Origin of the sequence: Bifidobacterium saguini DSM 23967, assembly GCF_000741715.1 — a bacterium.
In the GTDB taxonomy this organism is placed as follows: Bacteria; Actinomycetota; Actinomycetes; order Actinomycetales; family Bifidobacteriaceae; genus Bifidobacterium; species Bifidobacterium saguini.
Genome location: NZ_JGZN01000006.1, coordinates 87535 through 102874, shown reverse-complemented (window position 1 = coordinate 102874; position 15340 = coordinate 87535). Strand labels below are relative to the sequence as shown.

The 15340-nt window shown below is 55.4% G+C and carries 7 protein-coding genes and 1 riboswitch; of the genes, 5 read left to right on the top strand and 2 right to left on the bottom strand.

The features are described from left to right. Window positions 1–79: 79 nt before the first annotated feature. Window positions 80–8365, bottom strand: coding sequence for an LPXTG cell wall anchor domain-containing protein (locus BISA_RS03590; protein ID WP_237746085.1), 8286 nt, complete (start codon window positions 8363–8365; stop codon window positions 80–82). 421 nt (window positions 8366–8786) lie between these two features. Further along, window positions 8787–8939, top strand: a riboswitch (FMN riboswitch). A 5-nt stretch (window positions 8940–8944) separates the two neighbouring features. Between BISA_RS03590 and BISA_RS03585 the strand changes: the two genes are divergently transcribed. From BISA_RS03585 to BISA_RS03565, 5 genes are all read left to right on the top strand, one after another. Beyond that, on the top strand, window positions 8945–9589 hold the full coding sequence (locus tag BISA_RS03585) for an ECF transporter S component (protein WP_033890276.1): 645 nt from the start codon (window positions 8945–8947) through the stop codon (window positions 9587–9589). A gap of 35 nt (window positions 9590–9624) precedes the next feature. Then, a complete protein-coding gene (locus BISA_RS03580; RefSeq protein ID WP_033890274.1) occupies window positions 9625–12048 on the top strand; it encodes an energy-coupling factor transporter ATPase in 2424 nt (807 codons plus the stop codon). A gap of 137 nt (window positions 12049–12185) precedes the next feature. After that, window positions 12186–12491 (top strand): YhbY family RNA-binding protein, encoded by a 306-nt coding sequence (locus tag BISA_RS03575; protein ID WP_033890273.1) that lies wholly within the window; start codon window positions 12186–12188, stop codon window positions 12489–12491. Window positions 12492–12776: 285 nt separating this feature from the next. Continuing rightward, a complete protein-coding gene (locus BISA_RS03570; protein ID WP_033890272.1) occupies window positions 12777–13424 on the top strand; it encodes a TM2 domain-containing protein in 648 nt (215 codons plus the stop codon). Between the two features lie 368 nt (window positions 13425–13792). After that, on the top strand, window positions 13793–14212 hold the full coding sequence (locus BISA_RS03565; protein WP_033890271.1) for a hypothetical protein: 420 nt from the start codon (window positions 13793–13795) through the stop codon (window positions 14210–14212). A gap of 108 nt (window positions 14213–14320) precedes the next feature. On the opposite strand, the gene BISA_RS03560 is transcribed toward BISA_RS03565, so the two are convergent. Next, window positions 14321–15307, bottom strand: coding sequence for a D-2-hydroxyacid dehydrogenase (locus BISA_RS03560; protein WP_033890270.1), 987 nt, complete (start codon window positions 15305–15307; stop codon window positions 14321–14323). Window positions 15308–15340 lie beyond the last annotated feature (33 nt).

The window sequence follows — 15340 nt, the reverse complement described above, 5'->3', positions numbered from 1 at the left end:
GTTGCCTCCCGGACCTGACCCGGAAGGTGACGTTGGTTGACATTGGTTGGCCGCAACCGAGGCTGCGGAAATCTTGAGGTTATGCAACCGCGTGGCGGCCGCGTTTACGGGATGAACCGCTAGTACCGCCATTCGCGTTGGCACGTAGGTACCATGCGGTACCGAGTCCGAGCAGGAGCAAGCCGACTAGTGCGAACCACATCGTGCCCTGGCCACCCGTTTCGGGTAGCGGCACGGAATTGGTCACTGTGGCCACGTATTCCTTATTGCCTTCGCCCGTGGTGTTGTTCGGGTCAGCCGCGTACGAGACGGACACCGAGTAACCGGCATCGGTTGGCGTCTTGCAGCCTTCCTTAGCGTCAGCTCCAGCGGAGGTCGTGCACTGAGTCACATCCCCCTTGCCAAGCATCATCCAGGTTTCGGTAACGGTGTACGTGTAGTAGTGCAGCTTGCCGGCATCATCCTTGAAGGCCACCGGCAGACCGGTGATCTTCTTGCGCCACGTGCTGCTCCACAGGGAACCGTCGGAGGAATCCAGCACCACGGTCCAGCCGTTCTCCTGCTCCACGGTTTTGCAGTCGCTGTCGTAGCATTGGATGGACTTCGGCGTAACCTTCTCCCCTGCCTCGTTGGTGTAGGTTGCCGTGATCTTCAAGGCGATGGAGTCCGGGCGCGTCACGCGGCCGTAATCCTTCCACACCTTCTGCAGGGTGAGGTCCACGGTCTGGCAGCCCTCCTTGCCACAAGGATCCTGACCATCATCCGGTTCAGGGGTGAAGCCACCGTTGTTGTCTTCCACGGCGGTGTCCAGCATGAGCACAGCCTTGGCAGCGGAAACATATACGTTCAACGCCTGTGCATGGTTGGCCACGCCCTGAGACTGACCGGTGTTCGAACCGCCAAAATTGTTGGCGACGATGGCACCCTCGTAGTCGGAGTACTGCTTGATGAACGGTTCCACGACATTGCCGCTGGAATCCTTGGTGTAGGCCAAATGCGCCACATCGTAACGGTTGAGCGGCAATTGCAGTGCGCCGGTCACGTCGATTGGTTTGCCCTTATCAAGCGTGTTGTCCATATGCGAGCCATAAGTGAACTGCTTTTTATCCTTGGTCAACGCATACGACCAGCTTTCCGGCACATCACGATAGATGTGATACGTGTTGCCGTTGCCTTCAAAGGCGTAAATCGTCTTGAAATCATAGTTAGACTCAAAGTACGTCTTGCCAATAAAAGGACCGATTAATCCGGCAGTGCCTCGAATCGTATCGGCGTAGGTCATATTGTTGTTCTTCAACAGACCTTCATCATTTACGGCAACGAAGCCGCCTGCATAACCGGTCGCACCGTTACCATTCGTGTTTTGCGTCGCGTCACCACCGAACACGTCATAACCATCAGCAATGCCCTGCACGGAGGAATCAGTAATCTTCGTGCGATTGGCCTGAAGCAATTGCGCCTTGACATTATCGACGGAATCAGAATCGACACCATCCTTCGAGCAGCCAACGCTAATCTTGGAATCACCAATAAAGATGTAAGCGGTGTCTTGGGTATCGGTGCCGGTCTTATCAAGAGCAACGCCGATTTTCAAACCAAACAGATTGACATACAACGCATTGCCATCAGTAAGAAGTTCCAAGTCGATAATCTTGGTCAGCGGGCCGAACAACTGGTCCTTCCAATAGCTCAGTTTGTTGCCGATATTCTCAATTTTCTCGACGTACAAAAGCTTGAGCAGCGGATTTACAATCCACTTCAGCAGCAAATCCACCACTTCTGAATTCACACCGGCATCCACCAGATACGCTTTCGTGGTCTGACCAGCGAAACCGCCCGCAAGCTCTCCGCTCGCAGCTTTCTTAAAGTTGGTCACCGAGCTGCCCGAGATATGGGAGAGATCGGCATATCCGGCAAAACCAGCGGCAATTTCCTCACCTTTACGATCTTTGGCATCGGTCAGCGATTCATTACGGCCATATTCTTCACCGTTATGCGTAGCAGTGACCGTAAAGCCAGCACTGATACCCGCAACCGAGGAATCCTCAACGTGGGAGCCCCAGATATCTAGCACGCCAGCGGTCAATCCGGCAAGCACAGAATCGGCAGCGGTCACCTTATCCGCGCTCACCGTTCCGGACTTGCCGAGATGGCCGATGAAGCCACCCGTGTAGTTCAGACCGGTGACGCTGTTGAGGTTGGTAACCGTGGACTTCTTCACGGAACCGTTGATCAGTCCACCACCGAAGCCACCGGCAGCACCGGTGAAGCGTGTGTTGTCGAGCAGGCCATAGGTCTGAGCAGTGTGCGCTTTGACCTGAATGCCATCCGGCACACCGGCAACATGACCGCCGTAGATGAAGGTACGGAATGCCTCAAGCACGCCAATATTGCCAACCTTGAGCAGCTTCAACACCAAGTTCGTGTCACCACTGGTGCCGGCGGTATTGCCACCCACCGAGGCCACGCTAGACACGTCGGCCAAGCCAAAGAAGCCACCGGCGTATTGGCCGCCATCAACGGCACGCAAATCGGAGACGGTTACTGCGGCAACATCCTGAGACGCATCCGTAGCATCTGCAGCCGAATCCTTATCGCCCAGGATCGCGGCCTGCAACGAGCCGGCGAAGCCACCAGCGTTGACTGCATACTGTGTGGTGCCATCAGCCCCCGCGTAGGAACCTTCTACCGTGTAGCCCCAATCGGAGTCATCGGCACTTACATGAGCACCGCGAATGGTAACCACCGTGGCTTGCAGCACGTTCACCAGACCACCCGGATTGGCGTTCTGAATCAGCGTATCGAGCACGCCTTGCAGGAAACCGCTCGAAGCATTGGTATTCACATCGGCCACGGAACCGGAGGTAGCGATGCCCACATAACCGCCCACATTGTTGCGGCCGGACACCTTACGCAGATTGGTCACGTTCGCACCCAAAGCTTCATCAACAGACGATGCCTTGCTGCCGTCTTTCTTGCGGTCGCCCCAGATTTGAGCGCCCACAGCCAGGCCGACATAGCCACCGGCATTACCAGTGCCGTGTTCGATGTCTGTACCGGTTGCGGCAACCTTCATGCCCTTGCGGTAACCCGTCACACTGGACGCCTTGACCGCAGGCACGAAGACCTGTGCCACGCCAAGCATCTGGGCGAGGCTCAAATTCAAGCCCTTCTTACCAAGCAGTTGGATGGAACCGAACTGTGCTGCCGTACCGGCTTCCATCGTGCCGGCATAACCGCCGGCAGCGCGGAATGCGGAAACTGTCTTCACATCCATTGACTGACCATCGGTGATGGTGCCGGTGCGCATCAAGCCCACATGGCCGCCTGCCACGCCAGAATCGAGTCGGCTGGCATCGCCTTTATATTCGTTGCGGCCGGCCACCACGTTGAAACCGTAGATGTAGTCGTTCAGCTTGTCGATGGAGTCAATCTTGCCGGAGTTGGCGTTCTTGATGAGCTCGGCGAATTCCTTGCCGTATGCGCCGTTGACGCCCACAGCCTTCACCCACGCATTCCAAGTGTCGAGGTCGAGGTTGCGCAGCGGACCGGTGACCTCCGAATGCTCTTCAGTTGGGTACGCCATTTTCAGCGCACCGAGCAGGTTATCTACGCTGATTAGACCAAACAGTAGATGCAGGCTACCAGTTTCAGCGGTATCGGCGGATTCCATGAACCCGGTGAAACCGCCGGCAAGCTCAGCGCCATAGACGGAACGAATGCGTGCGGCATAGGCCCTACGCTTATTCCCGTTGTAGCCGTTCGAGTCGTTTTCGCTCTTCCAGCTGGCACTGTTACTACCCCAAATATGGCCGCCTTCGTTATGGCCAACGTATCCGCCTGCCATACCGCGGCGGACACTGGCGGAGGAAACCGCTTCAGCACGAATCGCACCGCCACAAGGCACAGCATCGGTAGAGGAGTTGCGAATCGTCGGCACGAAGTCTTGTAATACCGAGGCCAGTGCTTCGCTGGTATCGACCAAACCCTTCAGAATCGAGGATTGATCGCCCAGAATCTTTGCCGCATCGCCTGGAGCAATGCCACCTGCATAACCACCGGCAGTGATCTGGCCGATGATGTACGCGAAGTTATGCGCATGAGAGTCCTGAATATGGCCACCCATCACACGACCAGCAAAGCCACCGGCTTCACCAAGCGGATTATCCTTGCTGCCGGGTGTAGGAGTCGCATCACCGATAGCAGTGTTTGCTTCACTGGTATCGCTGGCGAGCACCGCATAGCCAGCGGCTGCACCGGTTACTTCAGAATGCTCGATAGTGGAAACGACCACAGAAAGTACCTTGGCCACATCAGTGAGCTGGATGCTCTTGCCAAGTAGGCTCAAGCCATTGCCCACGGAGGCAGCGGAACCGATATCCATCTTGCCGATGTAGCCACCGGCATAACGCTTGCCGCTCACCGCATAGGAGCTCTTCGCAGTATCGAAGTAGGTGCCGCCATCAGTGCCTTCAAGCTGCTTCGGCTCGGTGACCTTGGTGTATCGCAGCTGGGTCACGTTGCTGTACGAGACCTGCACGCCCGAACCAAAGCCAATGTAGCCGCCAGCGGAACCGGAGTTGGAATCACCCGTATCAACACGATCAGCGGACACTACAAGTCCAAGATTCTTGATGTCAGTAGGCTCGTTGCCGCTCGTAGTCTCAGTGGTGGAGGCGTCGGACTTCACGCTGGCATAGGAAATATATGGCACATAGCCTTGCACCAGATCCACTAGATTATTGAGCTGCACAGTGCCGAGCTTGCCCAGTACGTTGATGCCACCCTTACCTGCAGAAGCAAGCGCACCGGAAACCACCTTGCCGCCGAAACCACCGGCGTAAGCGCCGCCGGACACGTGGTCGAGATTGGTTACTGCCGCATAATCATCTGCAGTAACACGGTCCTTTACCGCTTGCAGCGCGGTATCTTCCAGTTCCTTGCTGGAGAACTGGTTGACCTTGCCGGATTGGAAATTGCCGGCAAAACCACCAGCAATATCTGCTTCCACAGAGCCACCGTTCACATAAGAGACCGTCGTGTCCTTATAGTCTGGAATGAGATATGGCACCGCACCGAGCAGATCATTGACGGAAATCAGTTTGCCGGTCGAGGGGTTGTTCAGTAGACCGGAATCCTCGGAATCACTCACGGCATCTACTAAGCCGCCAACCGTCGAATAACCAACGAAGCCGCCAGCCTTGCCATCAGACGTGGTTTTGTCTGCCGTGACCGACTTGAGGTTCAGCACATGGCTTTCGCGGGTTCTGGTCGAATTGGCTTGACCGTAGAAGCCGCCAGCCGTATAGGTATTGACATCATTATTGGTAGTCTTGCCGGAAGCAGTTACCGTCAAACCACTGGCAACACCGGTAACGTTGGACTGACTCACTTCCACAGACGAATATTCGGCCACGGATAGCAAGCCGGAGAGTTTAACCAGGCCCAACAGATTCAGTCCGGAAGCGCCAACCGTGTCAGCAGGACCGGAGAAGCCGATGAATCCGCCAACTTCTCCCGAAGCCGTTACGCCGCTCAGATTCTTCAACTGAACGTTGGTAACGTCGCCGCCGGAAGCGCAGCCAATGGCACCGCCTGCGTAATATTTACCGGCTTCAACCGTCCAGCCCGCTTCAGGGCCGGTAACCGGCACGTTCTCCACAGTAAAGGCTGCGAACTGATCGAACTTCTGCAACGTGGTAAGATCACCGATCTTGGCCACACTGTTCAGCAAGCCGACTACCTCAGTGGGCTGCAGATTGCCTGCGATACCACCGGCATATGAGCCATCGGCCTTCACCGAAGCGATGCCGCTGAGCGAGGTTGAACGTTCTTCAGGCAAATCACGGGCATTACTGAGTTTCGGATTCCAGAACGAGAGTTTCTCTAGATGAGCCTGCGAGGAGTCGCCGATAACCGTACCAGTGCCCGCGCCGACGATGCCGCCTGCATAATCGCCTTGAGAAGTGACGGTAATATCGCCGCTCAGCTGAGCGCCCAGAATAATGGAAGGATTCACGCCTGCGATGGTGAGCAGAGCGCCAGCTCCATCCGGGTTGGATTCCAGCAATTTGGTGAGGATCTCGGTCAACTGTTTAATCAGCGAGGTATCCGACGTTTTCTCGTCGGAATCGGTACCGGCTTCCAAACCCCAACCGGCAGAAGCGCGTCCGGTAAAGCCTCCGGCATGAGAAACTGTGGCCTTCACAGCCATAGCGCCATCCAGCGTATTGTTCACCGCATAAGCGTTGGCCAATCGTCCGGCGAAGCCACCAGCATAATTTTGAGCGGTGATGGTCACTTTGCCGGCAGAAGTCAACGACGAACTTTCGATCAGGCTCTGGGGGCGCAGTGCGGAAAGAATAGTGATGCCCAGCGAATTGAGCAGACCACCGACCTCACCGTTGCGGCTCACACCGGCGAAGCCACCGGCATATTTCTTTGCCGTAACAGCGAAACCGTTCTTTGAGTCCACCGAGGAGTTCTCGATAATCGCGCCGATTTGAGCGCCAATGAAGCCGCCCGCATAATCGGAATCGGCATTGCCGAGCACGGTCTTCTGCTTGAAGTTCGTCACATGAGAATCGGAAATCACCGGATTGTAATAACCGACCGGCACCAAGGCGTTCAGACCGAGCGTGCTACCAAGCAGCCAGTCGATAAGGTCGCCAAGACCTAGGAATGGAATAACATTCAGAATATCCGTGAGCACCGTGATGAGTGTGCCGAGTGCTTCCGAAGCAATGTCGTACCGGGTTGCGCCTTCCACATAGCCGGCAAAGCCGCCAGTCATATCCTTGACGTTGGCAACGGTGGCGTCTTCGACCTCACAACCAGTCACCTTCACGTCGCCGTAGATGCGACCGGCAAATGCACCGGTCGCAAAATTGGATGGGTTGCTCTTATGCACAGTCAGCAGCTCGTCCAGTCCGAGGCCTAGCGGTTTAAGCAGAAAGCCAACTAACTTGAGCAAACCGGAAACCAAAGTCTCATTCACATGAGCGACCGTGGCGTTATTGACCACATTCACATCGCTGAGTTTCAGATTTGCGACGGTTACCGTACCAAGGCTCTGCACACCACCCTTGTTATTACCGCTATTGGTGATGCTCGAAGTGCTCGTAATTGATGCAAAGAAGCCGATGCCCTGCTGCTTATCCACTTCGAGGTTGCCGGCCGGCTGGTCCACGGTGACATGGGAGATGACCGGCTTGGTTGTGCCGTCCTTCACCGTTGCATTATCAGCATCAATCGTGTTCCATAGAGTTGTCGCAGTATCTCCATCTGCACTGACCGCACCGAGCATAGTGCCGGAGAACATGAGCGGCGACCAGTTGGCTGAGCTCAAATCGATATCGCCGAAGATGATGTAGTTAGCAGTGGCAGAGTATTTTTGGCCGGTATTCGGACCATAGGTACTATCCGTTACGCTCAAGCGATTGCCATCAGCATCCTTGACGAAGTACTTGGTACGCGTTGAACCCAAGACCAGGCTCAGACCACCATCATGGTCATCGAAATTCTCGTCACGCAGCGTACCGTTATCGGCGAGATCAGCGTCACCAGCATAGGCCACCGACTCTTGACCGCTATCTTGCCATTCGAGTTTCGGCAACAGCGTGCTTCCCGTATTGACCACGGTTTGCTGGATTTGGTACACCGTGCCGCCGATGACCTTTTTATCTGATCCAATCGCACGCAGCTGCTGCTCGTTGCCGATGAGGATGTAGGTTTTGCCATTGATGGTTTTGGTGGTCTGACCTTCAAAGTCGCGGCCTCCCAACGCGGTAGTGGCAGCGCGGGTGGCGTTATTGTCGGCGGTGCCAGTAGCAGCATCAGAGCTATTTGAGTCGCCGGTTTGCCCGTTAGCAGAGGAACTTGCTGCGGCATCATCAGTCTGATTGCCATTATTCGCAGCGGCATTGGCATCAGATCCAGCATCAGTGCCGTCGGAATTCTGCGTGGTGGTAGAAGTATCATCGGACTGGCTGCCGTCAATAGTATTGGCAGACTGGTCAGTATCAGCAGAACCAGTGCCATCGGTGGAATCGGTAGCACCATTGGTTCCATCAAGAATGGTTTTGGTGGTGAATGCACTCTGAGAGTCGTCTGAGAATTGACGAACCGCACGAATCTTCGCGGAGGAAGTGCCAGCAGTACGCTTCAAGGTTTCGGCGGCAGACACCACAGTGCTGTCGGTAACCACGGAACCATTGGAGATGACGGTAACGCCGGAAGTGGAACCGGAGACAACGGTTCCGTTGGAAGACTGTCCGTATGCGGCAGGGATGGCGCAGGTCAGCGTCATTGCGGAGACCAGCACGCCGGCAATGGCACGAGTACCTTTCCAAGGGTGCTTCGGCATTTCCGGCTTCGCGGAATTCCGGGACCTGAAAACAACCGGCCCTACGCGCATCTTCTCCACCTCTCCCTATCGCGGCGTAAACGATTCGTGAAAGTGCCTCAATGATTACCCCCCCCCCCAGACGGAATAACTAGACAAAGAGGCTTGACTTGCCCCTTATTACCGCGTGTTAACTAAACACATTTTTGAGATATGTATAACGTGGGAAATTAAGCGATTATTAGCATTTCAACCATTAACGCTGTTAATTTGAACATTTCCGTTAACGCTCACAACATAAAAAATGCACATAATGAAACAGCGTCCGAAACGTAGACACGCCGAATAGTTCGGGGGTATATATTCCCCTATATATCGCTCCATCTATGCCCAGAATGAAACATCGCTTGCATCTGTACCGTGCATGGCGTATGAATATGCCTGTCAGTTTCAGGGAAGGTGAAATTCCTTACTGGCGGTAACTGTGCACCCGGGATTCATAACGGGAGCGTACAGAAGCCCGCGACCCGCGAAAGCGGCTGATCCGGTGAGATTCCGGAGCCAACGGTTACAGTCCGGATGGAAGAAACGAGGGCTCTGATGAGCATTTCTTCGCGTATTCGCATGCAAGCTATTCGTTCTATCGCGCCGGAAGCAGAAGGTGCAGCCAGCTCGGCCACGAACACCAAACTTGGCTCGCATTCCACCGGTGTGGCCGATTCCGGCCGCTGGTCCACCAGGCGCATCGCCATGTACGCCTTGTTTGTGGCGTTGGCGATGGTCACCAGCTTCATCGAGTTTCCAATCACTCCGGTGGCTTGGCTGAAGTATGACCCGTCCGGCATCGTATGTCTTATCGCCGGTTTCGCCTACGGCCCCTCCGCCGCCATCATCGTTTCCGTGCTCGGCTTCGTACCGCACATGTTCGCCGACCCGTGGGGTTCGCTGATGGCCGTGCTCGTGGCACTGTGCCTATCCGTTCCGGCATCGCTTATCTACCGTAAGATTCGCTCCCGCAAGGGTGCGGCTCTCGGCATTCTGGCCGGCGCTGTGCTGGCTATCGTGGCCGCACTGCTCGGCAATCTGGTAATCACCCCGATTTACGCGCACATGTCGTACGCTGCGGTCGCGGCCATGATTCTGCCGATTTTGCTGCCGTTCAACGTGGCTAAGATGGCCATCCACGCTGTGGTGACCTTCCTGATCTACAAGCCGATCTCCAATCTGCTCGCCAAGCAGCAGTGAGCGATAACCATAAGCAACAGTAAGTATTACCGACAATGAATTCATCCGACGCCCAGATGCCAGCCGCCAAGCTCAACCATATTCGATTCAGTTATGATCACGGCTCAACCTGGGCGTTGGATGATGTATCACTCACCGTATATGCCGGCGAACGACTGTGCCTGGTAGGCCCCAACGGTTCCGGCAAATCCACACTGGCCCGGCTGATTGCAGGCCTGACCGCACCCGACGCCGGCGCAATAATCCTTCTTGGACATACCGTATATACTTCGGCAGCCGGTCCGAATGCCGAGGAATACCGCGCCGCTCGCCGTGGCATTGGCATGGTATTCCAGAATCCGGAAGATCAAATCGTCACCACGGTAATCGAAGACGACGTAGCCTTCGGACCAGAAAACTTAGGCATTCCACGCACTCACATCGGCGAGCGCATTAATGCAAGTCTTGAAGCGGTGGGTTTGGCTTCTCACCGCGATTCCGATCCCACGCGCATGAGCGGCGGCCAGCAGCAGCGGGCCGCCATCGCCGGCATGTTGGCTATGAATCCCGCCATTCTGGTGCTTGACGAGCCGACCGCGATGTTGGATGAAGCCGCTCGCGCTGAAGTCATGGCCGTGCTCGATAAACTACATGCTCGCGGCACCACGATTGTGCATGTGACTCATCACCCGCAGGAGGCTGCACATGCCGACCGCGTGGTGCATATGGAGCATGGGCGTATTACTGAAATCGCTGCGCAACCGCAGGTGCAGCCAAACCGTTCCAATAGCTGCCCAAATCCTGCAGTCGCCCAAGAATTGCGCGCACAAGAGAACAGCACCACAACCGCTACTGCTGGCTCTGATTACCTACCTTTACTGAGCTCGTGCACTGACGCCTCGCGCGACAATACCATTCACAGCGCTGCTTCCACCCCGGCTATTCGCGTTGAACATCTGAGTTTTCGATATGGTTCAGGGCGCACGGTTATCGATAATCTTTCATTTACCATTCAGCACGGTGAAACCGTGGCCGTGATGGGTGCCAACGGTTCCGGTAAATCCACGTTGGCGAAACTGCTGTGCGCATTGGGCAAACCGTCTGCCGGCAGTATCGAAGTGGCCGGCGTGCCGCTTTCCCGCGAACGCGGTGGCAGGCGAAAGCCGCGAGGTGCCAATCGCAAACAATTGGCGCAATTGCGCAAGCGCGTGGGCTATGTGATGCAGCACCCTGAGCATCAGCTGTTTGCGGATACCGTTGCTGAAGACATAGCGTATGGGCCACGCAATCAGGGATTAACAGAGTCGGAAGTGCAGGGCCGCGTGCATCAGGCATTGGATATGCTGCGTATCGCGCATCTGGCGAACCGCTCCCCCTTCGATCTTTCCGGAGGCCAGCAGCGTCTGGTCGCTATTGCCGGCGTAGTGGCTTGCCAGCCGGAGGTACTCATTATGGATGAGCCCACGGCAAGCTTGGATGTACACGCCAAGGCACGCATTCATGAGCTGATTCGCACATTGCAGCGCCAGGGCGTAACCATATTCATCATTACGCATGATCGTGCGGAGGCGTTCGCGCTGGCTCAACGCGTGGTACGCATGCCAGACGCTCATGAAACCGCAGTTGAAGAGCCGCCGCAGGGAGCAGGAACCTCGCGTGAAATCAACGATGCGAGCGCTGGCACGGCTGTACCGGCTTCACCTGCAGCAACCAAAGCTCATCAGAATCGTTCTTTTGTGCAGCAGCTTGATCCGCGTGTGAAAATGGTGGGATTCCTCGCGGCGATGTTCACCATGTTTGCGGTCAGCACACCAGCACAGCTTGCACTGGGCATTGCCGTGAATTTGGCGCTGATTGCAGCCGCGCGAATCAACCCGGTGAGACTGTTGAGTGTGATTCATCCGATTCTTGCCTTGCTGGCGTTGATGAGCCTTGCCAATCTGATAGTGGTGCGCACTGGTACGGTACTGGCGAGTTTCGGCCCGCTCCTCATCACCTCGGATGGCGTATTGATCGCCGTGCTCTATGCCTGCCGTTTTGCGCTGGTGATTATTTTGGGTGCCGTGTTTCTCAATACCACAACGCCCACAGCTATGACCGACGCGTTCGAGGCATTATTGAAGCCTTTGTCTCGAGTCGGCGTGCATACGCAGGAGATTGCATTGGTGATGAGCCTGGCATTGCGCTTCATTCCCACGCTTACCGGTGAGACCAAGTCCATCGTCGACGCGCAGGCGGCACGAGGCGGATCCGTGGAGACCGGGTCACCTATGCAACGCATCAAGGCGATGAGCGCAATCATCGTACCGGTATTCGCCGGTACTTTGCGCCATGCGGATAATCTGAGTTTGGCGTTGGATGCTCGCTGTTACGAGGAGGGAATTCAGCGCACACATTGGCGGGTCTTCTCCCCCGGCTGGCGCGATGCGATATTCGCGGCCGTAATCATCGCATATATTACGGCGATTATTGTGCTCTGATCTTGTCTAGGGAGGCTTCTTCATCAGCCGTGCGCGTTTCACACATTGTTTCACATCGCGGTTGTACTCGCCCTTCAGGCACACATGACCTGCCTGACGGCTATGCTCGAGTGGTTACTCGAATGTAAGGAATTCTTATGGCATTGACCAAAAAGCAAATCAAGCAGCTGCGCGCACTGGCCAACTCGCTGAAGCCGCTGTTCTACGTGGGCAAGAACGATTTGACCGAAGCTGCCGTCAAGCAGGCTGACGAAACCATTGAAAAGCATGAGCTCATCAAGTGCGCCGTGCAGGACGGTTCGGGACTCACCGCCAAGGAAGCGGCTGCGGAATTGGCTGAACAGCTCGGTGCCGAAGTGGTGCAGTCCATCGGCAACCGTTTCGTAATCTACCGCGCCTCGAAGCGTGAGGATGTGGAGCACATCAAGCTCGTGCGCGAATAATTCCAACGCAACCGGCTAACACAGCGCCTGACGGCCATGTTCGTATCGATATGCGAGGAGCCGCCGGGCGCATTGTTTATGGCTCTGTTAACCCAAGATTGGTGGGACTACCCCTCAGTCGGCTTCGCCGCCAGCTCCCCTGACAAGGGGAGCCAAACAAGGGGGCATGTCAATTTTGGTGTAACAGAGCTTTGTTTATTCCTGGCCATTTTTCTGTTCTAGGCAAAACGTGAGAAGATGTATACCAGCGACGAACCATCGTCACGCATCTCGAGAAGGGACCCAATGATGAGTAACGACCAGCAGCCTTATGTTCCGGTGAATCCGGATCCCAATACACCAGCGACTCCGGCCACTCCGGAAGCTCCGGAATCTTCTGCTATGCCAAGCGATTCGACTGCCACTCCGTCAAATCCTTATGAACAGGCGAACCCTTATACTCAGCCGCAGCCGCAATACAATCCGTACGAGCAGCAGACACCTGCAGGCCAGCCTCAGTATGCACAGCCATCATATGGCGGTCAGCAGCCTTACGCTCAACAGTACAATCAGGCCTATGGTCAGCAGCAGTATGCGCAATCGCAGTATGGTCAGACTTCCAACCCATACACTCAACCTCAGTACGGCGCTCCGCAGTATGGTGCTCCTCAATATGGTGTTCCGTCATATGGCATGGGATACTCGCCCAAGTCAAAACTGGCCGCAGGTCTGCTCGGCATCTTCCTCGGTGGTTTCGGAGTGCACAACTTCTACCTCGGCAATACCGGCAAGGCTATTGCGCAGCTGTTGCTCACACTAGTTGGCTGGATTCTGCTTGGCCTGGGACCGCTTGCCGCCACCATCTGGGGTTTAGTGGAAGGCATTCTGATTCTGACCAGCCGTTACGGCTCACCGTGGCATCAGGACGCTAACGGGCAGGAGTTGACCGACTAGTCATAGCTTTAAACAAATTCGAGCCAAGTTCGATTGCCGCGACACGCCGGCCATGCATGTGTTCAAACCTGCATGGCCGTTTTTGTTGTTCACTTACCAAGTAAAGTGAACATCGTAAATGTTCACTTTTGCAAAAAGAACACAACGAATATCACAGCAAAACAATACCTTCCAAAACAGTTACCAGCTCATGAATTACTTGTTAAACGGCTTATTTTCAGTGTTTTACATGCTAGGCTAAGGAACCAGCACAAACCAATGTGCATATCCTTTCTCACAAGAGAAAGGATTATAGATGTGCGTTTTACTACGTAATCGAACAATACCGACTTCACCATGAAGCACGGCATGCTCACGAAAGGACCATCATGGCTGAAGAAAAAGTCATCGTCGTAGACCCAGATATGTTTGGCAAGGACCCGGCCTCCAAGACCGCCAAGGCCAATGAGGTAGCCAAGAGCTTCGGCATCAGCGATCAGGCGCTCAGCGAAGTGGAATACTTCAAGTCCCAGCTGACCAACCACAATGCTTGGGACCTGCCATTCATGGGATACGTGAATGAGGATGGTTACGGTTACGCCTACGTTCCCGACGCCGCCATCACCATGAACCCGTACTGGGATGCGCACAAGGCTTTTCTTGCGCTGCCTGAAGACGTGCAGACCGCATTCGCGATTCGTATGCTGTTCACTCACCGCCCTGTGGATCGCTATGGTGCCGCCATGTTCCTGCACTACCAGCGCGGTTTCAAGGTTGATTTCGAGGGTAACGGTGCCAACAAGTACTGATTGACACCAATTGTTCGTTCCCTGAACACATGTGGCCCGCAAGACAACGACGTCTTGCGGGCCACATCGTTATACAGCAGCTGTCATGCAGCGGCGAACCGCATGAGACTACCTGCGTACGAGGTTGATGAGCTCCTGATGGCGCGCATAGCGGGTCACATTGCCCAGTGCGATGCGAATAATTTGCTCGGAAGTTTTCTCCAAATGATTGCCACCGGCCACATGCGGGGTGATCAGACAGCGCGGCTCATCCCACAGCGGGCTGGTTTCGGGCAGCGGCTCCGGCTCGGTCACATCCAAACCGGCTCCGTGAATCCTGCCTTCATGGAGGGCCACGGCCAAGGCATCCGGGTCAATGGCGTCACCACGGCCCGCGTTAATCACAATGGCAGTTTCCTTCAAACGAGCCAGGCGCGTGGCATCCAGCAGATGATGGGTTTGCGGCGAGCGCGGCACTGCAAGCGCCACCACGTCGGCCAATGGCAGCAGCGCATCCAAACGTTCGAAACCATACATTTTTTCGATGCCCTTTGCCGGAACATCCGCGTGACGACGTACGCCAAAGGTGCGCATGCCGACGCCTTGCGCCAGTTGTGCGAAATGCGAACCGATATCGCCGGCACCAATCACCAAAGCAATGCCGCCTTCAGGGCTTAATACCGAACCCTGATCCTGCCAACGGTGTGCGGTATGATTCGCAGCATACTGGTTGATGTTCTTCATCAGTGCCCACATCAGCGCGAACATGTGCTCGGATACGCTTTGCCCATACGCTCCGGAAGCATTGGTGACCATAGTGCCACGCGGCAGGACGCCTTCTTTGAGGTAGGAGTCTACGCCGGCGCTGAACGTCTGTAACCATTCGAGTCGAGGGAATCGCGGGGCTTCATCAACTGGGAAATTGCCGATGACGGCGGTGGCCTGAGCGCTCAGTTCATCAGGAATGGATACTGGCCAGACCATATCCGTACGGTGGGCAACATCGCCCACGAATTCTTGGGGTATGTTCCTTGCTGCTTTGGCAAACGCCTGCTTCTCGGATTCGTTCAGGGGCAAGCAGTTGACGATGAGCTTATGCGTATTCTCGATTCCCATGTTTCACCAACCTAGGCCGCGGTGCGGATAAAA

Coding starts and splice junctions, on each gene's coding strand:
- BISA_RS03590 (WP_237746085.1), bottom strand. CDS start 8,365: ATGCCGAAGCACCCTTGGAAAGGTACTCGTGCCATTGCCGGCGTGCTG.
- BISA_RS03585 (WP_033890276.1), top strand. CDS start 8,945: ATGAGCATTTCTTCGCGTATTCGCATGCAAGCTATTCGTTCTATCGCG.
- BISA_RS03580 (WP_033890274.1), top strand. CDS start 9,625: ATGAATTCATCCGACGCCCAGATGCCAGCCGCCAAGCTCAACCATATT.
- BISA_RS03575 (WP_033890273.1), top strand. CDS start 12,186: ATGGCATTGACCAAAAAGCAAATCAAGCAGCTGCGCGCACTGGCCAAC.
- BISA_RS03570 (WP_033890272.1), top strand. CDS start 12,777: ATGATGAGTAACGACCAGCAGCCTTATGTTCCGGTGAATCCGGATCCC.
- BISA_RS03565 (WP_033890271.1), top strand. CDS start 13,793: ATGGCTGAAGAAAAAGTCATCGTCGTAGACCCAGATATGTTTGGCAAG.
- BISA_RS03560 (WP_033890270.1), bottom strand. CDS start 15,307: ATGGGAATCGAGAATACGCATAAGCTCATCGTCAACTGCTTGCCCCTG.